At 63.6% G+C, this 23499-nt stretch carries 16 protein-coding genes and 3 rRNA genes; 12 read left to right on the forward strand and 7 right to left on the reverse strand.

The window, feature by feature from the left end; genetic code table 11:
- Positions 1–55 precede the first annotated feature (55 nt).
- Together QFZ61_RS04420 and QFZ61_RS04425 are read right to left on the reverse strand one after the other, a co-directional pair.
- Positions 56–2071, reverse strand: a complete 2016-nt coding sequence (locus QFZ61_RS04420; protein ID WP_307033675.1) for an acyl-CoA dehydrogenase family protein — start codon at positions 2069–2071, stop codon at positions 56–58.
- Between the two features lie 63 nt (positions 2072–2134).
- Positions 2135–2449, reverse strand: coding sequence for a hypothetical protein (locus QFZ61_RS04425; protein ID WP_307033677.1), 315 nt, complete (start codon positions 2447–2449; stop codon positions 2135–2137).
- Positions 2450–2769: 320 nt separating this feature from the next.
- Between QFZ61_RS04425 and QFZ61_RS04430 the strand changes: the two genes are divergently transcribed.
- Genes QFZ61_RS04430 through QFZ61_RS04440 form a run of 3 tightly spaced genes read left to right on the forward strand, consistent with a single transcriptional unit; the run spans position 2770 to position 8587 of the window.
- The gene (locus QFZ61_RS04430) at positions 2770–4224 is read left to right on the forward strand and encodes a DUF3375 family protein (RefSeq protein WP_307033679.1); all 1455 of its coding nucleotides are present in this window, start codon (positions 2770–2772) and stop codon (positions 4222–4224) included.
- Positions 4221–5108, forward strand: a complete 888-nt coding sequence (locus QFZ61_RS04435) for a DUF4194 domain-containing protein (protein WP_307033681.1) — start codon at positions 4221–4223, stop codon at positions 5106–5108. The genes QFZ61_RS04430 and QFZ61_RS04435 overlap by 4 nt, the downstream gene beginning before the upstream one ends.
- Positions 5105–8587 (forward strand): ATP-binding protein, encoded by a 3483-nt coding sequence (locus QFZ61_RS04440; RefSeq protein WP_307033683.1) that lies wholly within the window; start codon positions 5105–5107, stop codon positions 8585–8587. Before QFZ61_RS04435 ends, QFZ61_RS04440 begins: the two co-directional genes overlap by 4 nt.
- 31 nt (positions 8588–8618) lie before the next feature.
- On the opposite strand, the gene QFZ61_RS04445 is transcribed toward QFZ61_RS04440, so the two are convergent.
- Positions 8619–9113 carry an FBP domain-containing protein gene (locus QFZ61_RS04445; RefSeq protein ID WP_307033684.1) on the reverse strand — a complete coding sequence of 165 codons (495 nt, stop codon included), beginning with the start codon at positions 9111–9113 and terminating at the stop codon, positions 8619–8621.
- Between the two features lie 411 nt (positions 9114–9524).
- Entirely contained in the window at positions 9525–9812 is a 288-nt protein-coding gene (locus tag QFZ61_RS04450) for a YciI family protein (RefSeq protein WP_307033686.1), read from the reverse strand.
- A gap of 94 nt (positions 9813–9906) precedes the next feature.
- Here QFZ61_RS04450 and QFZ61_RS04455 point away from each other — a divergent pair, with 94 nt between their 5' ends.
- From QFZ61_RS04455 to QFZ61_RS04465, 3 genes are read left to right on the forward strand one after another with little or no spacing between them, the layout of a single operon-like run.
- Complete coding sequence (locus QFZ61_RS04455) at positions 9907–10395, forward strand: MarR family winged helix-turn-helix transcriptional regulator (protein ID WP_307033688.1); 489 nt, start codon at positions 9907–9909, stop codon at positions 10393–10395.
- Positions 10396–10441: 46 nt separating this feature from the next.
- Positions 10442–12259, forward strand: coding sequence for a glutaminase A (gene glsA, locus QFZ61_RS04460; RefSeq protein ID WP_307033690.1), 1818 nt, complete (start codon positions 10442–10444; stop codon positions 12257–12259).
- 59 nt (positions 12260–12318) lie between these two features.
- Entirely contained in the window at positions 12319–13080 is a 762-nt protein-coding gene (locus QFZ61_RS04465; RefSeq protein ID WP_307033692.1) for an SGNH/GDSL hydrolase family protein, read from the forward strand.
- Between the two features lie 61 nt (positions 13081–13141).
- On the opposite strand, the gene QFZ61_RS04470 is transcribed toward QFZ61_RS04465, so the two are convergent.
- The 3 genes from QFZ61_RS04470 to QFZ61_RS04480 are packed head-to-tail and all read right to left on the reverse strand — an operon-like array spanning position 13142 to position 15952.
- Positions 13142–13936, reverse strand: coding sequence for an FAD:protein FMN transferase (locus tag QFZ61_RS04470; RefSeq protein WP_307033694.1), 795 nt, complete (start codon positions 13934–13936; stop codon positions 13142–13144).
- 40 nt (positions 13937–13976) lie between these two features.
- Positions 13977–14519, reverse strand: a complete 543-nt coding sequence (locus QFZ61_RS04475) for an FMN-binding protein (protein WP_307033695.1) — start codon at positions 14517–14519, stop codon at positions 13977–13979.
- Positions 14516–15952 carry a ferredoxin reductase family protein gene (locus QFZ61_RS04480; protein ID WP_307033697.1) on the reverse strand — a complete coding sequence of 479 codons (1437 nt, stop codon included), beginning with the start codon at positions 15950–15952 and terminating at the stop codon, positions 14516–14518. The genes QFZ61_RS04475 and QFZ61_RS04480 overlap by 4 nt, the downstream gene beginning before the upstream one ends.
- A gap of 462 nt (positions 15953–16414) precedes the next feature.
- Between QFZ61_RS04480 and rpmB the strand changes: the two genes are divergently transcribed.
- The 6 genes from rpmB (at position 16415) to rrf (ending at position 23345) form a co-directional block, all read left to right on the forward strand.
- Positions 16415–16651: a 50S ribosomal protein L28 gene (rpmB, locus tag QFZ61_RS04485; protein ID WP_011693744.1), complete on the forward strand. Its 237-nt coding sequence runs from the start codon at positions 16415–16417 to the stop codon at positions 16649–16651.
- Positions 16651–16818, forward strand: coding sequence for a 50S ribosomal protein L33 (gene rpmG / locus QFZ61_RS04490; protein ID WP_056737121.1), 168 nt, complete (start codon positions 16651–16653; stop codon positions 16816–16818). The genes rpmB and rpmG overlap by 1 nt, the downstream gene beginning before the upstream one ends.
- A 4-nt stretch (positions 16819–16822) precedes the next feature.
- The gene (gene rpsN, locus QFZ61_RS04495) at positions 16823–17128 is read left to right on the forward strand and encodes a 30S ribosomal protein S14 (RefSeq protein WP_043485315.1); all 306 of its coding nucleotides are present in this window, start codon (positions 16823–16825) and stop codon (positions 17126–17128) included.
- 679 nt (positions 17129–17807) lie between these two features.
- Positions 17808–19333, forward strand: a 16S ribosomal RNA gene (locus QFZ61_RS04500).
- Positions 19334–19887: 554 nt separating this feature from the next.
- A 23S ribosomal RNA gene (locus QFZ61_RS04505) occupies positions 19888–23015 on the forward strand.
- A gap of 213 nt (positions 23016–23228) precedes the next feature.
- Positions 23229–23345 (forward strand): 5S ribosomal RNA (rrf, locus tag QFZ61_RS04510).
- Together the 16S, 23S and 5S rRNA genes form the textbook arrangement of a ribosomal RNA operon.
- Positions 23346–23499 lie beyond the last annotated feature (154 nt).

Raw genomic sequence — 23499 nt, forward strand, 5'->3', positions numbered from 1 at the left:
AGCAAGGATGCTTACTATTGAGCCACGAGCCGGGTCGGGCCGACATAACCGCACGTCAGCGATAGGTTCGGTGCAGGTTTTCCTTCGTTGAGGCGCGGGGAGTCGCGTCAGCGATCCAGGGCCCGGTCCCCTCGGACTGATCCAGCACCCCGGCCTCGAGCCACTCGTAATCCCCGGCGAGAACCTTGCGCGTCAAGGCGCGGTCGCCGTCGTCGGTATTGCGCCAAAGCTGCTCGAAGTATTCCTCGACCCGGACCCTTGCTTGCTCGCAGTAAGCATCCGCGAGTTCGTAGGCTGAGGCGCCGCGTTCCGGAGAGGTCCGCAGCAACATCTCTGCCCGCGAGCAGCACGCCGCCATTGCGAACAGCTCGGCACCAATGTCCACAATCCGGCCAAGAAATGCCTGCTTGTGCTCCAGTTTCGCCTGCCAGCGGCCCATCGCGTAGAAGGTCTGCCGGGCCAGCCGCCGCGAGGCCCGCTCCACAAAACGCAAGTGCCTCGCGAGCCGGCCGAAGTCACCGAAAGAACGCGGGTCCATGCCTGTTCCGGCCACGAGCTTTGGCAACCACCGCGCGTAGAAACCGGAGGCGCCGACGGCGGCCTTTGCCTTTTCGGACAGGCTGGCGTCCTGCGAGGCGAGGGCCCCCGCGGCGGCCAAATGGGCGTCCACTGCTTCCCGCGCGATCAACAGCCGCATGATTTCCGAGGACCCCTCAAAGATCCGGTTGATGCGCAGGTCCCGCAACTGCTGTTCGGCCGGAACTGCACGCTCGCCGCGGGCCTCCAGCGAGTCCGCGGTTTCGAAACCCCGGCCGCCGCGGATCTGAACCAGTTCGTCCGCAATCCGGCAGCTGATCTCGGTAGCCCACAATTTCGCAAGGGCAGCTTCGATGCGGACGTCCTTCTGGCCGGCGTCGGCCATTTCCGCGCAGAGCTCGAAGACGGCGTCGAGGGCGAAGGCGCTCGCGGCGATGAAGGCGATCTTCGTGCCCACCGCCTCGTGCTGGCCGACGGGCCGGCCCCACTGGGTGCGGGCGGTCGACCATTCCCTTGCGATCTTCAAGCTCCAGCGGCCGGAGGCGACACACAGCGCAGGGAGGGCGAGCCGGCCGGTATTGAGCGTGGTGAGTGCGATCCTCAGGCCTTGGCCTTCCCGGCCCAGCCGGTTGGCGGCCGGCACCCGGACCTGGTGGAAACGAGTCACGCCGTTCTCGATGCCGCGCAGGCCCATGAAGCTGTTGCGGTTCTCAACGGTAATGCCGGGGGAGTCCATTTCCACGACGAAAGCACTGATGCCGCCCTTGTGGGCGGAACCGTCGGCGTCGGTGTGCGCCGGGACGACCGCCATGACCACCACGAGTTCCGCGATGACCCCGTTGGTGGTCCACAGCTTCACCCCGTCCAGCAGGTAGGAACTCCCGTCCTCCGAGGGAACGGCGGTGCTGCCCATCCGGGCCGGGTCGCTGCCGACGTCGGGTTCGGTCAACAGGAACGCCGTCACCGCGCCGGCGGCACAGCGCGGCAGGTACTCCCGCTTCTGCTCAGGCGTGCCGAAAACCTTCACCGGTTCCGGCACCCCGATGGATTGGTGAGCGGACAAGAGCGCTCCGATACTCGGATGCACCGAGCCCAGCAGCGCCAAAGCCCGGCCGTAGTAGACGAGCGAGAGACCCAGCCCGCCGTATTCGCGGGGGATCTTCATGCCAAAGACCCCCAGGTCGGCGAGCCCGTCCAGGTATTCGTCCGGAATTTTCGCGTCCCGCTCAATTCTGCGACCCGACATGGTGCGGCAGTATGCGGTGAGCCGTTCCATGAACGCTTCACCACGTTCGACGTCGTCTGCCGGCGCTTGCGGCCAGGGGTGGATGAGGCTCAGGTCGAAGCTGCCCAGGTAAAGGCCCTTCGCAAAGCTGGGCCGGTCCCAAGTGGTTTCGCGGGCTGCTTCGGCAATGGCCCGGGCATCGGCAGCGGAAGCCTCGGGCCCGATGGTCTCCGGGATTCCCGGGACCGCGGTGTCGGTGCCGCCGGCGGCTGGATCTTGGGTTGCGGGGTTATCGATGGCGGAGCTCACTGGGCATCTCCTCTAACCGGTTGGCCGGCTCGAGCCCTGGATCCGCCGCGGGTGGAGGACCCTTCAGCTGTCCCGCAATACTACCCGCGGGTAGGTGCCTGTACTAGGGGAGGGCTGCCCGATTAGATCACCAGGGAAGTCGCTTGGAAGCTCCACCCTGCGGGCGTGATGCAGCAGCCGGTCCCAGGTCTCGTTGATGCCGTGGACCAGACCGAGCAGGAGGCTCGCTGCGATGAACCAGGCCAGCCGCCCGACTCCCAGCAGTGCCAGGGCCGCGAAGGCTGCCGTCAGGATGAAGGCGGTAATTGTCATGGCGAAGACCAAGGTTCCAGCGAACACCATCGTGCTGGTTTCTACCGCACTTATATCGAACTGCATTCTTCCTCCTGCACCGTTACTCGGCTGAATCGGTAACCTGAGCGTAGGGGGCGGTAAGAGAGCCCGGCCAGTGCTCCCGGGCGTGCCGCTGCCGGTTGATACGGGATCGAAATGCTACTCAGGCGTAGGTCACAGGCAGGTGACAATAATCCCACCAGTAACATCCGTAACAGGATGGCGGCCGGTTGCGGCGGCACCGGACGTGCGCCCGCTCCTGCCTTTGGTCGGACTTCACACCGTTCCGGCCAGCCCTGCGTTAACCTTGTATCTGGCAGTTTCCCTGGTCCGCTGCCCCACCCACCTCCAGCGATTGGAGAAAAGTGCCCCGTTCGGCTGTGTCCTCCGCCGACGCAATCGGCGCCCGGCTCCGGGACCTCGAGCTCCTCACCAAGGGACCAGCCTGGGCGCTGACCCGTTCCGCGCCTTGGGTGATCGCCGTGCTGCAAGCCTCCTTTACCCGGACCCGGCCGCAACTGCCGCTGGAACAGTTCCACGCCGACGTTGACGCGTTCCTTGAACAGCTCCGACGGCAAGACCCGGGACTCGGCGGGGGTTCCAATGGCAAGGGCTTCGGCGACGAATGGACCCGCAAGAACTTCCTCACCCGCCGCAACCAGTCCGGCCAGATCGTCTACGAGGTCACCGAGCCGGCGGCCCGCGTGCTCGCCTTCCTCGACAGCCTCTCCAGTGAGCGCTCCACCCTCAACGGGTCCCGGCTGGGGACGCTCCTGGGCGACGTCGAGAAGCTCGCCAACGAGACCAACCCGGACCAGAGCGCGCGCCTGGAGTCGCTTGAGGAGGAGATTGGCGAACGCCGTCAGCTCATTGAGGACATCAGCTCCGGCGAGTTCGACGGTCTGCTCGACGACGAAGAAGCCGTCGAAGCAGCCGGGAACATTCTGGACCTGGCGGCGAGCCTGCCCGCTGACTACAAGAAGATGCGTGACCGGATTGAAGAGCTGGTTGGCGAGTTGCGCAACCAGATCATCGAGGAATCGCTCAGCAAAGGCGCGACAATGGCCCAGGTGCTGGAGGCGGACAAGCGGCTGCGGCAGAGCCCGGAGGGCAGGACCTTCCGGTCCTTTACCGCCTTCCTGGAGGACCCGCAGCAGCAGCTGCGGTTCCGGTCCGCGATCGGCGAGGTGCTCAGCCGGCAGTTCGCCGACGAGCTCAGCCAGGACGAACGCGAGACGCTGAAAAACCTGGTGGCCGAGCTGCGCAGCCAGCACAGCCAGATCCAGCGGATCTACGGCAAGCTCAGCGAAAGCCTCAACACGTACGTCCAGAGCGACGATTACCGCCAGTCGGTCCGGCTTCGGAGGGTGCTGCGCGAGGCGGAGCAAGCGATCCGCTCGTTGCCGTATGAACGTGACCGTCCAGGCCTGGTCCGCGGACCGGTATTGTTCAACGCCGGTTTCGAATCCCTGGCAATGGTCAAGCTGTTCGACCCGGACGAGTTCGCGGCGCCGCCGAGGTTGGCGGAGCCGATCGCCTTCAGCGACTCCGACCGGGTGCGCTCGCCGAGGACGGGCAAAGCCAGCCCCCAGGCGATCCGGTCCGCCGTCGCGGGGGCGTCCACCCTGGGGGAGGCCTGGGCGCAGCTGCCGGACGAAGAGCAACACATTAATTCGATCCGGGCGCTGCTCGCACACGCGCTGCACCAGGGCGCCTATTTTGACCGTCAGGCCTGGGAACCGTTGGACTTCGAACAGATCGATGGCACCACCCGCACCGCGTACCTGCCCGTCGTCACGCTGAAGAAGGATGAACGATGACCGAGCTTTCCCAGGAAACGTCCGGGACGGGACACGAGTCGGATTACGAACCCGCCCGGGAGCCGGAGCGGGAGCCCGCGCGCGTCCACCCGGACCCCTTCGCCGTCACCCCGCGGGACACTTTCGTCGACGGCGCCGCACTCTTCCCCGGGGACACCGGCGTGTTGCCCATGAAGGTCCGCCAAGCGCTGGTGAAACTGCTCAAGGGGCCGTACATCGACGGCGGCCGGGACGAAAAACTCTGGACCACGCTGCTGGACAACCAGCTCATCCTGCGCAGCCGCCTCTCCGAGCTGTTCCTGACGCTGCAGCTGGACCACGAGCGCAAGGTGGCCGTACTGCGACCGGTGGACCCGGAAGCGATCGGTGGCAGCACCCGCTCCAGCATCCTGCGCCAGCAGCGGGCCCTGAGCCGGGTGGAAACCATCGTGTTGCTGCGCCTGCGCTTGCTGTTGGACCGCCACGTCACCGCCCAGACCGATCCCACGATTACGCGGGAGGAAATCGCCGACCTCGTCGCCCACTACCAGCCGGCCGGGCAGCAGGACGCGCTGCGCGATTCAGACGTCGTCAACCGGGCCATCACCAAGCTCCTGGCCCGCCAACTCCTACTCCCCACCGGCTTGGATGAGGTTTTCACCATCTCTAACGCCCTCCCGTTGGCCCTCCCCTTCGAAAACATCGGCGACATCCCGGCACAAATCGAAGCCCTCATCGCCGCCAGCACCGATCCCACCGGCACCGAACCCCTCCTGGACCTCGACGGCGAGAACCCTGCTAGCGCTGAGGACGACTCTGAAGACACCGACGACTCGGACAATGAGGTCGATGGGGCGGCATCGCCGTCGGCGTCACTCAGCCACAAGGAAGAGGAAGCCAAGTGAGCATCGCAACCATGCTCCCGCTGGGCGAGCTCACAAACCCCGGGCAGATGCGCCTCGCCCTCGTCCAGGTGGTCAACTGGGGTACATTCCACGGCGCGCATACAATGCACGTGGACCGCAACGGCACCCTGCTGACCGGAAACTCCGGCGTCGGCAAGTCCACGCTGTTCGACGCCATGCTGCGGGTCTTCGATGCCCGGCCGCGCTCCAACGAGGCGGCCGCCCAGCGTGCCGGCGGAGCCGTTGAGGACAAGCGCACCACCTTCACGTACATGCGGGGCAAGGTGGGAGACAAAGCGGTGGGGGAGGGCTCGGCCAGTGCGTTCCAGCGCCCCGGGGCGACGTGGTCCGCCGTCGCACTGACTTTCGACAACGCTGCCGGCACCCGTGTCACCATCTCCGCGTTGTTCGACCTGCCCAAGAACGGTACCGAATCGAGCGTCGGCCGGTACTACCTCATCGACCACAAGCCGCTGGACCTGGCCGCGCTCGAGAGCATCGCCGAGAAACGGTTCACCAAGGCAGCGCTGGACTCGGTCTTCCCGGACGCCCAGATCTTCGATGTCCACAAAGCCTTCGCCGAACGCTTCCGCCGGCTGCTGGGGATCAACTCGGACCAGGCCCTGCCGCTGCTGCGCGTGATCCAGGCCGGCAAGGGCCTGGGCGGCAGCGTCAACACCTTCTTCCGTGACCAGGTCCTGGACGCGCCCGCCACCCTGGCGGCCGCGGACGACGTCGTCGAGGAATTCAGCAATCTGATGTCCATCCGGCAACGGCTTGAGGATGTCCGGCAGCAGCGCGACCAGCTGGCCCCGGTGCCTGGGCTGAACAAGGAATATGCCCAGTCCCTGTTGGACGCAAACCGGTTGCGGGAGCTCACGGGCGAGGAATTTGAGGCCTATAAACAGCAGCTGGCCGTCAGCGTGCACGAGAAGACCCGGGAACGGTTTAGGGTGCTGGCGCAGGACAAGGCCCGACAACTGAGCGCAGAACGCGGCATTCGGGACGGCCTGGCCAAGGAACTGCGCCAGCTGGAGGCGGACTACAACAACCAGGGCGGCAACGCGATCTCCGCGATTGAACAGTCGTTGGAGAACGCCAGGGTGGGCCTCAAGCTCCGCGAACAGGTCCAGGAGGCGGCGCGCAAGGCCCTGACCGACGCCGGCCTGCAGCTGGAGTGGACCGCCGCCGGGTGGGAGCAGGCGCACGAACACGCTGCCGCCCGCTCCGCGGAGCTTAAGGACGACTCGGAAGCGCTCAAGGAGCTGCGCTTTGAGGCGTTCGACGGCCACGCTGCCAGGAAGCGTGAACTCGCCGCCGCCCAGCAGGAACTCGTCTCACTCAAAACCCGCAAGTCCCTGCTGCCGCCGTCGAGCATTGAAAACCGCAGCGCCATTGCCGCTGCCACGGGCGTCCCCGAGGAGCAGATGCCTTTCGGCGGTGAGCTGATCGACCTGGCCGAGGGCCAGGAACAGTGGCGTCCGGCCGCCGAACGCGCTTTGCGCAGCCTCGCAACTACCCTGCTGGTCCCGGGTACGCACTTCGCCGCCGTCACCCGTTACCTCAATGACCATCAGGTCCGCGGCGCGCTGCGCGCGGTGGACATCTCCAAGCCCCTCGCGGGCGGCGCGCTGGCCGTGGAGGACGTGGCCGACGGCGACCTGCTCACCAAGCTGGATATCCTCACCGCTGGAGCTGCGGCCGAGGCAGGCGAATGGGTCCGGGAGCGCATTGCCCTGGACTTCGCCTACCCCTGCGTCGAGGACCCGGAGGAGCTGTCCCGGCTGGACAAGGGGCTGAGTCTGGGCGGGGTGGTGAAGCGCAACCGCCACAGTGTCGAAAAGGATGACCGGTTCACCTCACGGCAGGACTACGTCCTCGGCTTCGACAACGCCGCCAAGCTCGAACTCGTCGCGGCGCAGGTGGAGGACCTCCAACAGGAACTCGCCAAGGCCGCCGAACTTGCCCAAAGCCGGGAAGAGTCGCATCAGGGCATGACCCGCCAGCTGGATGCCTTGCGCCGCGTGGCCGAGGACCATCGGCCCTGGGAACAGGTCTCGGCCGCGGTTGCCGGCGAGGAACTGGCACGGATTGAGCAGCGGCTCAAGGACGCCCTAGCCGCACAGGCCGACCTGGAACCGCTCCGGGCCCGGATCGAGGTTGCCCGGCAGAAGCACCAGGCCAGCACCGAGGCAGCTGCCGTGCTGCAAAGCGAGTACAAGACCCTCGACGGGCAGCTCACTGCAGCGGATTCCCTGCTAGAGGCCGCGCGGACGCGGGTGCTCCAGCAGCCGCCGTCAGAGCAGTCGGCAGCGGCACTCGAACCGTACTTCGCCGGCTTCGGGGACGTACTCGAAATGCACGAACTCGACAATCTGGCAGGCCAGGTCCGGACCAGGCTGCTGGCCGAGCTGCACGCGGCCGAGTTCCGGGGGCAAGCCACGGCCGAGCGGCTCACGCGCATCTTCGAGGGCTTCGTCCGGGAGTGGGGCACCGCGATTTCGGCGGACCACGGCACCACGATCGGCGCCGCAGGGGAGTTCGAAGCCCGATACCACGCCATCGTAAGCGACGGGCTGCCTGCGCAGGAGGCCGAGTTCCGGCAGTTCTTCAACCAGCGCACACACGAGTCGTTCAGCACCCTGCTGCATTTGCTGGACGAGGAACGCCGGTCCATCACAAGCCGCATTCTTCCGCTCAACGGCATCCTCTCCGAGGTCAACTTCCACGAAGGCAGCTTCCTGGAACTCGACATCAAGCAGACCATGCCGGCCACCGCCAAACAGTTCAAGGACGCCATCCAGAACGCGCTCAAGGTCCGGCACACCCGGGCGGGCAAGTCAGGTCCGCCGGTGGCCGGCTCCGGCGCGGAACCGGACGACGACGTCGAGCTCACCAACCGCTACAAGTCGCTGGAGACGCTGGTGAAGCGGCTGGGTTCGCAGACTCCCGAGGACCGGCGCTGGCGTGCAGAGGTGCTTGATGTCCGCGGGCACCTGTTCATCCAGTGCAAGGAACACCGCGAGGTGCAGGACTCCGGTTCCAAGACCGCCGGGAAGGGCGGTAAGAAGAAGACCGAGGTCTTCATGCATGCCGACACCGGCTCGATGTCCGGCGGTGAGCGGCAGCGCTTCACCGCCTTCATCATGGCCGCAGCGCTAAGCTACCAGCTGGGCATCGCCGAGCAGGGCTTCACCACCTATGGCACCGTGATGATGGACGAGGCCTTCGTGCTGGCCTCGGAGGAATTCGCCGGTGCCGGCATCAAGGCGCTGCACGAGTTCGGCTTCCAGCTGCTGCTGGCGGCGCCGGAAAACGTGATCGATCTGTCCCGGCACCTTGGATCGGTCACCGAGATCCTGCGGGACAAGCGAACCAACCGCTCCGGCGTCCTCACCGCCCCGGTGGTTACTCCGGCCCCCGGCTCGGAGGGCACCTGGCGCTCGGAGGCGAATCCGGTGGACATCGTCCTGCGCTGACCCAACCCCGCCGGCGTTGGCGGTCCGGGGGCTACCGGCCCTGGATGCGGCCCACGAACTGGGCGGTCCGTGCCACCAGGCCTTCGATCTGGCGGCTCACGACGGCGCCCGGGTCCGGGTTGATTTCGTTGACCGGCGGTTCAACGCGCACGTTGCGGCAACAACCGAAGTCCGCGCAGATCAGGGTGCCGACGGTGTTTCCGTTGCGGCCGGACTGGCCGGCGCGCCGGGCTACCCAGAGCAGTACGTCGTCCTTGGAATGGATGTCCCGGCACAGTTCGCAAAGGACCGCGCGCTTCTTCTTTGCGCCGCCTTCCGGTGCCCGGAGCAGGATCGCTACCGGTCCGCCCGGGCCGGGCAGAACCAGATAGCCGCGTAACGGCATTTTGGCGTCGCGCCAGCCCAGGAAGTCGAGGCTGTCCCAATCAAGGCTGTCGAAGTTCTTGGGCAGGTTCAATTTGGCGGTTTCGGAACGGCTGGCGTTAATGAAGGACGAGCGGATACGGGCAGGGGTGAGCTGTTGCATGTCGGAATCTTTCAGCATCGGGAGGCTCCGGCCCCGCGGGACTGCGCGCGGGGGAATCGGGGAGGCGGGCAGGCGGCCGCTAACCGTGATTTCCGGTACGGTCCGGGACTGCGGGGGCGCTAGGCCGCGGCAGGGCCGGGTGTCAAGGAACGGGCTGGCGACTGTGCGGGCGCGCAGCAGGCCAGAGCGGCCACCCCGCTGACTGTGGCAAGAGCAATCATCATGATGCCCACGCTCACTTCCGTGTCGGTACCAGGTCCCTTAGGACGCCGGGTCCGATGCGCCCGGCTCCGCCATCCTTGCAAACGCAGAAGTACCTGTCCAGTTTTGCGCCGCGAAGACGGCCGTGTGCAGGTGCCCTGCAAGGGCGGATTGAAAGCGCCCGGCTAAGCTGCCCGTCCAGCCGGCGCGCTACCCGTCCAGCAGGTTCTCGTACCCCGGTGCGACCCGGCTGGCGTGGAACTCCTCGACGTCGAACTCCGCCACCCCGTTGACGTAGAACGGGTCCTTCGCCAACGCCGCGTCCAGGTCGGCACGGTCGGCGTTGGACAACAGAAGAGCGCCGGTCCGGGGGATTTTGCGTCCCGCCACCATGAAAATTCCGCGGTCGAAGGCGTCCTGCAGCCAGGCGACATGCGCAGGGAGGTGGAAGTCGACGATCTCTTCGGGCACCTTGTAAGTCAGGGAGACTACGTACATAGCGCCAGCGTACCCCGCCAGCAGCGGGCCGGCGGGGCCGCAGAACGCCGTTGAGGGTTGAATCATCAAGCATCCCGCCTCCTAGAATGGAGCAATGACCGAACCGCGCTGGCTCAACGCCGACGAGCGCCGGGCCTGGCTGGCCCAGCTCAGTATCAACACGCTGCTCCCCGCCGCCCTGGACACGCAGCTGCACGCGGCCGGGAGACTCTCGTTGTTCGACTACAACGTCCTTGCCATGCTCTCAGAAGCGGAAGGCCGGTATCTTCCCATGAGTGAACTCGCGGCGCGCACCAGTGCTTCGCTGTCCCGCCTCTCGCACGTGGTGACCAAACTCCAAAAGCGCGGCTGGCTGGAACGGCGGCCGCATCCCGGTGACGCCCGCGTCACCACCGCGCACCTCACTGAGACCGGAATGGCCACCATTGAGGGGCTGGCCCCGGCGCATGTGGAAGCCGTCCGGGCACTGTTCCTGGACGCCCTGGACGCGGAGGACATCGCGCACCTCGCCCGGATCGGCGAGAAAGTCGTGGGCCGCCTGGACAAAGACCACTGGATCCTGCGGGAGAGCAAGCCGGCCTGATGCCCCAAGGGCTGCCGTGCCACCAGGGTCGCCTAGTGTTGGCCGTATGGAATCGCCGATCGACAGCTACCTGCGCCAGATCCACGCCGAGATCGCCGAGCTCAAGGACGGCAAGCCCTACAGCACCATTCCGGCCATGGCCAGTGTGGACCCGGACAACTTCGGCATCGCCCTAGCCACGGTCGACGGCAAAGTGTACGAAATCGGGGACACCCGCGAGGAATTCACCATCCAGTCCATCTCCAAGCCCTTCACCTACGGGCTGGCCCTCGAGGATCTCGGCGCGGAGGCCGTGGACGCCAAAGTGGATGTGGAACCCTCGGGTGACCCGTTCAACGAGATTTCGCTGGCCGAAGGGACGGGCCGGCCGGCCAACGCGATGATCAACGCCGGCGCCCTCACCGCCACCTCATTGATCCGCGGATCCGGCGGCCAGTCCAGTTTCAAACGGATCCTCAGCACATACTCTGCTTTCGCCGGCCGCCAGCTCTCAGTCAGCGAAAAGATCTTCGACTCCGAGCTCAAGCACGGCCACCGCAACACAGCGCTCGCCCACTTGCTGCGTTCCTTCAACATCATTGAAGACGATCCGGCGCCGGTCCTGTCGGACTATTTCCGCCAATGCTCCGTTCTGGTGAACTGCTTCGATCTCTCGATCATGGCCGCCACCCTCGCCAACAGCGGAAGGAATCCGCTCAGCGGCAAGCAGGTGCTGGAGATCGGATCGGTGGAACGCGTGCTGTCCGTCATGATGACCTCGGGCATGTATGACGACGCCGGTGCCTGGATCAGCAGTGTCGGGATGCCCGGCAAAAGCGGGGTGGCCGGCGGCATCCTCGCTGTACTGCCCGGCCAGGTGGGACTGGCGGTCTATTCGCCGCCGCTGGATGAACACGGTACCAGCGTGCGCGGCCTCGCAACCGCCCAGCGTCTCTCCCGGGACATGGAACTTCACTTCGTCCGGGCCGCCCGCACGGGCCGCTCCGCCATCCTCGCCGCATATGACGTCACCGAGACGCCCTCAGGCATCCGCCGCAACGACGAGGCGGCTGATGTCCTTCGCAACCACGGGGACCGGGCCCGGGTAATCGAGGTCAACGGCGACCTCCATTTCGCCGGCACCGAATCCATGGTGCGCGAACTCAGCAGCCTGGCGGACGACGTCGAGCTAGTGGTCCTGGACTTGCGCCGCACCGACCAAGTGAGCGACGTTGCCGTGCGCACGCTGGCCAGAATCAGGAAGGGGATGGCCGACTCGGGCCGCGAACTAGTGCTGGTCGAGGGGGACGGGTCAGTAACGGAGGCGCTGGGAACGTCTGCCAGGCGCCCGGTGACTTCCTTCGCTACGCGCAGTGCCGCCGTCGAATACTGCGAAAACCGCCTGCTGGAGCGCTATGGTACCCACCTGCTGCTTCCGGACCACGTTCCGGTCACGGCCTCACCGGCGCTGGCGCCGCTGGAGGAAGCCGATGCCGTGGCGCTGGAAGCACTGATGACCCCGAAATCCTATGCCGACGGCGACGTCATCCGGCGCGTCGGGCTGCGCTTCGGCGGTGTCTACTTCATCACCTCCGGACAGGTCAGCAGCACCTCCCCGGGGCCCACGGCGGACCGGGTGAAGCTGAACACCCTCAGTGCCGGCATGACCTTTGGCGAGCTGGCGCTGGGCAGCGGGAACCGGCAGGAAACCACCGTCCGGGCGGTGGGCCCGGTGGAGGTCATGGTGCTCAGCGCGGAGGCAATTTCGGAGCTGGAAGTAGCCGACCCGCGCCTGGCCGTCGCGCTCTGGAAGGCGCTGACCCGGGATGCGTACACGCGGGTGGAACAGTACCTGCGCGAAACGGCCGTCCGGATCCGCGAATAACGGGTGCCGGGGCTCCAGACCGCTTGGTTGCTTTTGGCAACGACTGGCAGACTAGACCCATGAATTTCACCACCCGCTACGTTGCCCTCGGAGATTCCTTCACGGAAGGAGTGGGCGACGACGATCCGAACCGCCCCAACGGAGTGCGCGGCTGGGCGGACCGTGTTGCTGAGCAGCTGGGCGCCGCCGACCCGGATTTCGGCTACGCCAACCTCGCCATCCGCGGACGGAAGCTGCGCCAGATTATGGCTGAGCAGGTGGACGCCGCCGTCGCGCTCGACCCCACGCTGGTGACCATTTACGCGGGCGCAAATGACATCCTCCGCCCGAAGGTGGACATCGATGATCTGCTGGTGGAATACGACGCTGGAATCCGCAAACTCAAGGCCACCGGCGCCACCGTGGTGATGTTCACGGGCTTCGACGCGCGGGGGTCCAAGGTCTTCGGGACCATGCGCGGCCGAACCGCCATCTATAACGAACTCGTCCGCGGCATCGCCGGGGACCACGGCGCCCTGCTGGTGGACTACTGGCGGTTCAGTGAGTACTACGACTGGGGCATGTGGGGGACCGACCGTATGCACATGTCCGCGGCCGGCCACGCGAACATGGCCAAGCGGGTGCTCACTGTGCTGGAGCACGACCACTCGATCGATGTCCCGCCGATGACGCCGGTCCCGGAACTCAGCCGCTCCGAGGCGATCCGGGCCAACGCCCGGTGGGTGCGCGAGTTCGCCGGGCCCTGGGTGGCGCGCCGCCTCACCGGCAGGTCCTCCGGCGACGGACTTTCCCCGCGCTACGCCCAGCTCACCCGCCTCTGACCGGACGGCCGCAGCGGCCGCAGGCACGACGGTAGGGTTGCGGCTGCCAAGCCCTCCCGGCTTAGGCGCGGAAACCGGAGCTCGCCACGATGCCGCCGTCGTTCTGCACGGCAAGCACCTCGATGTCCCAGTGGTCTGTCGCGCGGTTGAGCATGCTCATTCCGCCGGCGATGACGGCTGTTGCCAGTACGTCTGCGGTCACGATGTCCGCGGCGGCAACGGAGACCTGAAGGAATTCGCTGACACCGGCGCTGCTGGTCCAGATATGGTCGCCGCGTTCGGCGGAGCCGGAGGTAGCCAACGCCGCCCAGCCGGTCCTGGTGCCGCCGGTGCCGACGCTGGCACCGCGGCCGCTGGCTCCGCCGCCGCCGAGCGGACAGGCGGCGATCAGCGCCGCGCGGTCCTGCGGATCGACGATTCCCGCTTGCCACGGCGCGCCGCCGCCCGGGATGGGTGAGCCCCCGACGAGTACATCGCCGCCTGCGTTCAGGCACCAGTCGGCCAGCCCCAGCAACTCAAGCGCAGCCCCGGCCTCGCGGATCGCGGCCCCTTTGACCAGGCCGGACAGATCGGGCACGCCGTCCGGCCGCTCCGGCGTGAACGACCCCTGAGTGAGGAGGCGCCACTCATTGGCCTCGGCGTAGCGGTCACGGAATTCCTGCGAACTTTCCCGCATGGACAGTTCTCGGCGCGCCAGCCGGCTGGCCTCAGACTCGGGCCGGTAGAGACTGAAACGGCTGTCGAGTGCCTGGAAGAGCCGTTCGACGGCAGCCGTTGCGGCGTCCAGCGCGGCCTCTGCAGCGGCGGTCCAGCCTCCTGCAGGGGCCGGCACGGTAAGGCTGATGACCGTGCCCATGCACCGGAAGGTCCTTGCTTTCAGCATTGGCTGGCGGAGCTCAGAAGTTGGCCGCATCGAGGGCCGCCTGGAGCGAGGTCAGGTAGGCCTCGCTGGTTACCGTGGCGCCGCTGATGGTCTGCACGTCGGCTGATTGGGCCTTAAGGACCTCCGCGCGCAGCAGCGGGGCAGCGCGCTTGCTGATCTGCGCAGATTTCCGGTCCTCATCCGTGAGCTGCAGAGCGGTAACGTCCGTGATGGTCCCCGACTTCACCGTGACCTGGACCTCGACCGACCCGAAGCGGGTCTGCACGACATCGCCGGTAAAGGTTCCACCGGCCTTTGCGGCCGAACCCGAGGACGGGGATGAATTGGATGACCCGGCGGTCCCCGTGGATCCCGACGACCCCGTGGATCCCGTGGATCCCGTGGATGCCGATGATCCCGGAGTTCCGGCGGTCCCGTTCCTGGCGGCTGTCGCCCCGGAGGAGCCGGCCGCGGCGCCGGCACCGGCCGTCTCCGCCACGTGGGCTCCCGACTGCCAGCCGGCGAAAAGGATTCCGGCCGAGGCCAGGGCTGCTGAAACTACTGCGCGGATTCTCACCAGTCGAACCTTTCGTAGTGGAGTTGCTCTTTCCGCACACCGGCCCGGCGGGCGTCGTCGAGCACGCTTTGCGCCCAGCCGGCGGGCCCGCAGACGAAGACATCGGCGTCGGCCAGGTTTGGTGAGTAGCTCGCCAGCCGGTACCCGGAACGGGCCTCGCTCTCGGGCAGCCAGGTCTGCCTGCCCGGGGGCCGCCGACCGGTCAGATGGAAAAGCGTCGCGCCACGGCGCTGGCAAAGCTCAAGGATTTCGTCGGCGAGATAAAGCCCGGACTGGTTGTGGCCGCGGAGAATTACGGTCGCATCGCCGGGTGCGAAGGGAGTGCTCTCCAGCAGGGCACGGATGGGGGTGATGCCGATGCCTGCACCGATCAGCACGAGATGACGGCGGCTGCGGGATGCGGTGCTGAACAGGCCATAGGGTCCTTCAATCGCTACCCTGGTGCCGGGCTTCAGCCGGGCCAGGCTGGCGGAGCCCCGGCCCAGGTTGCGAACCGTGATCCGCAGCCGGCCCCCGCCGTCGAACAGCCCCGGCTCAGCGGAGAGGCTGAACGGGTGCGGGTGCCACCACTGCCCTGGGGCGAGGAACCGCCAGATGAAGAACCGGCCACCGCTGCCGCTCAGCTCGTCGAGATGCCGTCCCGCCATCTCGACGCTCACCACGCCGTGCCCCGCGGCCGTCACCCGGGTGATCCGCAACTGGTGCCGGACCGTAGCGACGATCGGCTCAAGGACTCGATAGTGCGCCAGCGCAGCTCCTGTTCCGATGCAAACCGCCAGCCAGTACCAGCGCTGCCACGTTCCTTCGGCGAAGAGCCCGCCCACGCTGAACTGGTGCGGCAAAGAAGTCAGCACGGCGGCGTAGGTGAGCAGGTGGATGGCGTACCAGAACTCGTAGGGAAAACGACGCCGCACGGCCACCAGGGAGGTGACGACGACGGCGACAAACAACACGGTGGACACATAGGCAAGCCACATATCGGGAACCTGGACCCAGAGTGCTACCGCCTCACTGACAGGATCCAGCCCTTCGGCCAGCCCATAGCCGACGGCGAGCAGGACCCCGTGCGCCAGCAAAAGGTACAGCGAAGGTTTGCCGAGCTTGCGGTGGAACTCAAGCGCACGGTCATGTCCGAGCGCGCCGTCAATGATCGGAAGACGTGCCGCGAGGAGCAACATGAGCAGCACCAGGTCCATACCGGCGAGACCTGCAACAATACCCGCCGCGGCGAAGGCGCCGGCGGGGCTTGAGAAACCGTCGGCACCGCCGTCGGCCAGCCACAACGCCAAGGCGCCGGCAACGGACGCCCACGCGACCACGGTGAGGAGATCAACTCTTCGCATCCGCTTGCGGTGCTGTTCCTTGAAGGGGTTCCCGGCAGCAATGACCCGCGGGGCCGCGGGGTGCAGGGCGGTCTGGTTCGACGGGTTCATGTATCCAGAGTCTTCCCGTTGCCTATCATTTCGCTGTGAACGGACTGCGTCCCGCATATGATTTGCCTGCGGGTCCGATGGCGGGGCTTATACACCCTTCAAGCCCGGATTGGTCTTTAAAACGCCAAGCTCGTAGACTTGGTAGGCGCTAGGTGGCGCGGAGCGTGTGCAATTGCTCCGGTTGGCGGAAAATCACTGCGAAGCAGGGACTCCGGCGGCCGGTAGTTAGGGGCTCAAGTTGCGCGCATTCCTGTATTCGCCCAGAAATCCGGTGCCGCAGTGACTGCCCATGGTAGTCACCGCAGGTGGCCCGGGACCCACTCGTTCGCCGCAGTTGCTGCAGCTGGTTCAACCGGTTGTCGGCGGCACCAGGACGGGGTGGGGCTGGATCCGGACGCTGCCTATCGCACGGTTAGGGGGAAATCCGCCAGCCGTTTCATTTCATTCATGAGGAGAGTCGTCATGGCAGCACACTGCCAGGTGACCGGAGCCGAGCCGGGCTTTGGACACAGCATTTCGCACTCGCACCGCCGCAACAAGCGCCGGTTCGACCCGAACATCCAGAAGAAGCGCTATTGGGTTCCGTCCCTGCGCCGTAACGTCACCCTGCAGGTCTCTGCACGTGGCATCAAGACCATCGACGTACGCGGCATCGACGTTGTCGTCGCCGCCATCCTGGCACGAGGAGTGAAGCTCTAGTGGCAAAGGACAAGGACGTACGTCCGATCATCAAGCTCAAGTCGACCGCGGGCACGGGCTACACCTACGTGACGCGCAAGAACCGTCGTAACGACCCGGACCGCATGGTCCTGCGGAAGTACGATCCGAAAATCCGCCAGCACGTCGAATTCCGAGAGGAGCGCTAAACACATGGCTAAGAAGTCAATGATCGCTAAGAACGAACAGCGTAAAGTCATCGTCGAGCGTTACGCTGCAAAGCGCCTCGAACTGAAGAAGGCTCTGGTTGACCCCAACTCGACCGATGAAGCACGTGAAGCAGCACGCCTCGGCCTGCAGAAGCTTCCCCGCAACGCTTCGCCGGTGCGTTTGCGTAACCGCGACATCATCGACGGCCGCCCCCGCGGTACGTTCCAGAAGTTCGGTATCTCCCGTGTTCGCTTCCGCGACATGGCTCACCGCGGTGAGCTCCCGGGCATCACGAAGTCTTCCTGGTAATTCAGCACTCCTGAGTCCAGTGGCTTGAAAGAGGGCCGGCAACCGATGGGTTGCCGGCCCTCTTTGCGTTTACGCCAGGGGCCGCGGTGGAGTCGCAGGTGCGCCTGCCTGCCGCCGGGCTGCTTGGTTCCCGCATCGGTGACGGTGCCCACACCGGCCGCTTTCGACGCCGAATCCGGCCTTCTGCACCCCCGGGACCAGGGATTCGGCGCCGTTGCGGGGTTGTGGCGGTGGGGGAGGCCCCTGGAGGGTGGATTTGTGTGGGCGGGGGTTCGTGTGTAAAGTTGTTCGAGTCGCCGCCGCTGAAGCGGAAAGATAGCGACCGACCCCCTCTTTGAATGGCCTGAAAATGGTGCGGATTTCTGCGCCGGTTTTTGGGTGGGGACCCTTTCGATGCTTTGGAATTCGGCGAATACGCCGGTTTGCAAAGTGGTTCGGACTCGGGTAAGTTTGAAAAGTTGCTCCGGAGCGATCCACGGCTGAGGTTGTGGTGGTGCCGGGTGTGTCTGTTGTTTGAGAACTCAATAGTGTGCCAAGTTTGTTGATACCAATTGTTTTATTGATTGGTTGTTTTGGCTGTGTTGTCCATCCCGTGGATGGCATGGTTTTTACAGCTGGTTTCAAATTTTGTGCAGCCTGGTTCCGCGTTTTCCCGTGGTTCTTTGGTTGTGTCTGTTCTTCAACGGAGAGTTTGATCCTGGCTCAGGATGAACGCTGGCGGCGTGCTTAACACATGCAAGTCGAACGATGATCTCCAGCTTGCTGGGGGGATTAGTGGCGAACGGGTGAGTAACACGTGAGTAACCTGCCCTTAACTCTGGGATAAGCCTGGGAAACTGGGTCTAATACCGGATATGACTCCTCATCGCATGGTGGGGGGTGGAAAGCTTTTTGTGGTTTTGGATGGACTCGCGGCCTATCAGCTTGTTGGTGAGGTAATGGCTCACCAAGGCGACGACGGGTAGCCGGCCTGAGAGGGTGACCGGCCACACTGGGACTGAGACACGGCCCAGACTCCTACGGGAGGCAGCAGTGGGGAATATTGCACAATGGGCGCAAGCCTGATGCAGCGACGCCGCGTGAGGGATGACGGCCTTCGGGTTGTAAACCTCTTTCAGTAGGGAAGAAGCGAAAGTGACGGTACCTGCAGAAGAAGCGCCGGCTAACTACGTGCCAGCAGCCGCGGTAATACGTAGGGCGCAAGCGTTATCCGGAATTATTGGGCGTAAAGAGCTCGTAGGCGGTTTGTCGCGTCTGCCGTGAAAGTCCGGGGCTCAACTCCGGATCTGCGGTGGGTACGGGCAGACTAGAGTGATGTAGGGGAGACTGGAATTCCTGGTGTAGCGGTGAAATGCGCAGATATCAGGAGGAACACCGATGGCGAAGGCAGGTCTCTGGGCATTAACTGACGCTGAGGAGCGAAAGCATGGGGAGCGAACAGGATTAGATACCCTGGTAGTCCATGCCGTAAACGTTGGGCACTAGGTGTGGGGGACATTCCACGTTTTCCGCGCCGTAGCTAACGCATTAAGTGCCCCGCCTGGGGAGTACGGCCGCAAGGCTAAAACTCAAAGGAATTGACGGGGGCCCGCACAAGCGGCGGAGCATGCGGATTAATTCGATGCAACGCGAAGAACCTTACCAAGGCTTGACATGGGCCGGACCGGGCTGGAAACAGTCCTTCCCCTTTGGGGCCGGTTCACAGGTGGTGCATGGTTGTCGTCAGCTCGTGTCGTGAGATGTTGGGTTAAGTCCCGCAACGAGCGCAACCCTCGTTCCATGTTGCCAGCGCGTAATGGCGGGGACTCATGGGAGACTGCCGGGGTCAACTCGGAGGAAGGTGGGGACGACGTCAAATCATCATGCCCCTTATGTCTTGGGCTTCACGCATGCTACAATGGCCGGTACAAAGGGTTGCGATACTGTGAGGTGGAGCTAATCCCAAAAAGCCGGTCTCAGTTCGGATTGGGGTCTGCAACTCGACCCCATGAAGTCGGAGTCGCTAGTAATCGCAGATCAGCAACGCTGCGGTGAATACGTTCCCGGGCCTTGTACACACCGCCCGTCAAGTCACGAAAGTTGGTAACACCCGAAGCCGGTGGCCTAACCCCTTGTGGGAGGGAGCTGTCGAAGGTGGGACTGGCGATTGGGACTAAGTCGTAACAAGGTAGCCGTACCGGAAGGTGCGGCTGGATCACCTCCTTTCTAAGGAGCACCTACAACAACCCTGCCAAGCCAATGTGCCTGTGTGGTGGTGTTGTCAGGAGTACGCCCGTTGCGCAGACGAAAGTTCTGCGGCGGGTGCTCACGGGTGGAATATCAGCAAATAGCGGCCGCCGGTTTTTCTGCCGGCACCCAGTACGGACATGTTCGTTCCCTTCGGGGTTCGGGTGTCCTGGAACGGTGCGGACGGGGATGGGGCGGTTTCGTGTTTGGCACACTGTTGGGTCCTGAGACAACAGGACCATGGCCTGTGCGTTCTTCCTCTTTTGCGGGGGGTGGGGGTGCGGGGTGTGGGGCTTGTGTGTTTCTGGTTTCCCGGCTGCAGCGAGCATGCACTGTGATGTGCCCCTTTTGCGGGGGTTCTGGTGTGTGGGGTGTGTGGTCTGGGGTTGTTGTTTGAGAACTACATAGTGGACGCGAGCATCTTTTATAAGAAGCAATTTCCAAGAATATGAACCTGGATCTGTCGTTTCTGTCCTTTGGGGCGGGGCGGTGGTTTTCATGGTTCTCTCGAAAATTACTGATTGATCTTTTGTGGTCAAGTTTTTAAGAGCACACGGTGGATGCCTTGGCATTAGGAGCCGAAGAAGGACGTAGGAATCTGCGATAAGCCTGGGGGAGTCGATAACCGGACTGTGATCCCAGGGTGTCCGAATGGGGAAACCCCGCCAGGCGCGCGAGTGACCTGGTGACCCGCATCTGAACACATAGGGTGCGTGGAGGGAACGCGGGGAAGTGAAACATCTCAGTACCCGCAGGAAGAGAAAACAATAGTGATTCCGTTAGTAGTGGCGAGCGAACGCGGATCAGGCTAAACCGTTCCATGTGTGATAGCCGGCGGGCGTTGCATGGTCGGGGTTGTGGGACTTTCCGTTCTGTCTCTGCCGGGACAGTGGGGTGTGTTGCATGGGCATAGGTGAACGGTCTTGAAAGGCCGGCCAGAGAGGGTGTGAGCCCCGTAACCGAAATGTTGTCATGCCGCCCGGAGAGTATCCCAAGTAGCACGGGGCCCGAGAAATCCCGTGTGAATCTGTCAGGACCACCTGATAAGCCTAAATACTCCCTAATGACCGATAGCGGACCAGTACCGTGAGGGAAAGGTGAAAAGTACCCCGGGAGGGGAGTGAAACAGTACCTGAAACCGTGTGCTTACAATCCGTCGGAGCAGCCTTGTAGTTGTGACGGCGTGCCTTTTGAAGAATGAGCCTGCGAGTTAGTGTTACGTCGCGAGGTTAACCCGTGTGGGGAAGCCGTAGCGAAAGCGAGTCTGAACAGGGCGTTGCAGTGGCGTGATCTAGACCCGAAGCGAAGTGATCTACCCATGGCCAGGTTGAAGCGACGGTAAGACGTCGTGGAGGACCGAACCCACTTCAGTTGAAAATGGAGGGGATGAGCTGTGGGTAGGGGTGAAAGGCCAATCAAACTTCGTGATAGCTGGTTCTCCCCGAAATGCATTTAGGTGCAGCGTTGCGTGTTTCTTACCGGAGGTAGAGCTACTGGATGGCTAATGGGCCCTACAAGGTTACTGACGTCAGCCAAACTCCGAATGCCGGTAAGTGAGAGCGCAGCAGTGAGACTGTGGGGGATAAGCTTCATAGTCGAGAGGGAAACAGCCCAGACCACCAACTAAGGCCCCTAAGCGTGTGCTAAGTGGGAAAGGATGTGGAGTTGCGAAGACAACCAGGAGGTTGGCTTAGAAGCAGCCATCCTTAAAAGAGTGCGTAATAGCTCACTGGTCAAGTGATTCCGCGCCGACAATGTAGCGGGGCTCAAGTACACCGCCGAAGTTGTGGCATTCAGATTTTTGCTAAGCCCTTGTGGTTCAGGCGTCTGGATGGGTAGGGGAGCGTCGTGTGGGCAGTGAAGTCGCGGTGTAAACCAGCGGTGGAGCCTACACGAGTGAGAATGCAGGCATGAGTAGCGAAAGACGGGTGAGAAACCCGTCCGCCGAATGATCAAGGGTTCCAGGGTCAAGCTAATCTGCCCTGGGTAAGTCGGGACCTAAGGCGAGGCCGACAGGCGTAGTCGATGGACAACGGGTTGATATTCCCGTACCGGCGAAAAACCGCCCATGCTGAACAGGGGATACTAACCGCCCGAGACCTGCCCTTTTCACCCTTGTGGTGTGAGGGTTTTGGTGGAGCGCGGGACCTGATCCTGGGAGGCAAGCGTATTAACAGGTGTGACGCAGGAAGGTAGCCGGGCCGGGCGATGGTTGCCCCGGTCTAAGGATGTAGGGCGAACGGTAGGCAAATCCGCCGTTCATGATGCCTGAGACCCGATGGGACCCCCGTATGGGGGGGATCCGGTGATCCTATGCTGCCGAGAAAAGCATCGACGCGAGGTTTTAGCCGCCCGTACCCCAAACCGACACAGGTGATCAGGTAGAGAATACTAAGGCGATCGAGAGAATTATGGTTAAGGAACTCGGCAAAATGCCCCCGTAACTTCGGGAGAAGGGGGGCCCCTATCGTGATGGACACATGCTGTCCGGAGCGTGGCGGGGCCGCAGAGACCAGGGGGAAGCGACTGTTTACTAAAAACACAGGTCCGTGCGAAGTCGCAAGACGATGTATACGGACTGACTCCTGCCCGGTGCTGGAAGGTTAAGAGGACCGGTTAGCCGCAAGGCGAAGCTGAGAATTTAAGCCCCAGTAAACGGCGGTGGTAACTATAACCATCCTAAGGTAGCGAAATTCCTTGTCGGGTAAGTTCCGACCTGCACGAATGGAGTAACGACTTCCCCGCTGTCTCAACCATAAACTCGGCGAAATTGCAGTACGAGTAAAGATGCTCGTTACGCGCAGCAGGACGGAAAGACCCCGAGACCTTTACTATAGTTTGGTATTGGTGTTCGGAGTGGCTTGTGTAGGATAGGTGGGAGACGTTGAAGCCCGGACGCCAGTCCGGGTGGAGTCATCGTTGAAATACCACTCTGGTCACTTTGGACATCTAACTTCGGCCCGTAATCCGGGTCAGGGACAGTGCCTGATGGGTAGTTTAACTGGGGCGGTTGCCTCCTAAAAAGTAACGGAGGCGCCCAAAGGTTCCCTCAGCCTGGTTGGCAATCAGGTGTCGAGTGTAAGTGCACAAGGGAGCTTGACTGTGAGAGAGACATCTCGAGCAGGGACGAAAGTCGGGACTAGTGATCCGGCGGTACATTGTGGAATGGCCGTCGCTCAACGGATAAAAGGTACCTCGGGGATAACAGGCTGATCTTGCCCAAGAGTCCATATCGACGGCATGGTTTGGCACCTCGATGTCGGCTCGTCGCATCCTGGGGCTGGAGTAGGTCCCAAGGGTTGGGCTGTTCGCCCATTAAAGCGGTACGCGAGCTGGGTTTAGAACGTCGTGAGACAGTTCGGTCCCTATCCGCTGCGCGCGCAGGAAATTTGAGAAGGGCTGTCCTTAGTACGAGAGGACCGGGACGGACGAACCTCTGGTGTGTCAGTTGTACTGCCAAGTGCACCGCTGATTAGCTACGTTCGGATGGGATAACCGCTGAAAGCATCTAAGCGGGAAGCTCGCTTCAAGATGAGATTTCCATACACCTCGTGTGTGAGAGGCCCCCAGCCAGACCACTGGGTTGATAGGCCGGATGTGGAAGCGAGGACTAACGACTCGTGAAGCTGACCGGTACTAATAGGCCGATAACTTACACCACACACCCCACCTTCGTGAACGGATTCAAAAGACGTTCACACCACGAAGGAGGGGGAAAGAGACAAGACTGCTTGCGTCCACTATGTGGTTCCCAAACAACAAACCGTTGTCTAAGGGAACCAACAACTGAATAACAACACCACAACTGCACCACAAGTGCAGGAAACATGTTGTAACCACAGATTTCCCACCCCCAGGGGTGCGGACACAGGGTTACGGCGGTCATAGCGTGGGGGAAACGCCCGGTCCCATTCCGAACCCGGAAGCTAAGACCCACAGCGCCGATGGTACTGCACCCGGGAGGGTGTGGGAGAGTAGGACACCGCCGGACAACCATTACAGCCAGGCCCCGACACACGTCGGGGCCTGAGCTCTTTAACCCCCAAAACACCGACCCACCCCTCTCAGCACCGGCGCCCGGAACCCGTCCCTCCCACACAATAGGATCCGCACCACCAACGCGAGGTGCGTCACCGTGGAGGCTG

It is taken from the genome of Arthrobacter sp. B3I4 (assembly GCF_030816855.1).
Classification (GTDB): domain Bacteria; phylum Actinomycetota; class Actinomycetes; order Actinomycetales; family Micrococcaceae; genus Arthrobacter.

Bases quoted from the DNA above. Each gene is read 5' to 3' on its own strand.
- QFZ61_RS04425 (WP_307033677.1), bottom strand. From the start codon at position 2,449: ATGCAGTTCGATATAAGTGCGGTAGAAACCAGCACGATGGTGTTCGCT.
- QFZ61_RS04435 (WP_307033681.1), top strand. From the start codon at position 4,221: ATGACCGAGCTTTCCCAGGAAACGTCCGGGACGGGACACGAGTCGGAT.
- QFZ61_RS04445 (WP_307033684.1), bottom strand. From the start codon at position 9,113: ATGCAACAGCTCACCCCTGCCCGTATCCGCTCGTCCTTCATTAACGCC.
- QFZ61_RS04450 (WP_307033686.1), bottom strand. From the start codon at position 9,812: ATGTACGTAGTCTCCCTGACTTACAAGGTGCCCGAAGAGATCGTCGAC.
- QFZ61_RS04455 (WP_307033688.1), top strand. From the start codon at position 9,907: ATGACCGAACCGCGCTGGCTCAACGCCGACGAGCGCCGGGCCTGGCTG.
- glsA (WP_307033690.1), top strand. From the start codon at position 10,442: ATGGAATCGCCGATCGACAGCTACCTGCGCCAGATCCACGCCGAGATC.
- QFZ61_RS04465 (WP_307033692.1), top strand. From the start codon at position 12,319: ATGAATTTCACCACCCGCTACGTTGCCCTCGGAGATTCCTTCACGGAA.
- QFZ61_RS04470 (WP_307033694.1), bottom strand. From the start codon at position 13,936: ATGGGCACGGTCATCAGCCTTACCGTGCCGGCCCCTGCAGGAGGCTGG.
- QFZ61_RS04480 (WP_307033697.1), bottom strand. From the start codon at position 15,952: ATGAACCCGTCGAACCAGACCGCCCTGCACCCCGCGGCCCCGCGGGTC.
- rpmB (WP_011693744.1), top strand. From the start codon at position 16,415: ATGGCAGCACACTGCCAGGTGACCGGAGCCGAGCCGGGCTTTGGACAC.
- rpsN (WP_043485315.1), top strand. From the start codon at position 16,823: ATGGCTAAGAAGTCAATGATCGCTAAGAACGAACAGCGTAAAGTCATC.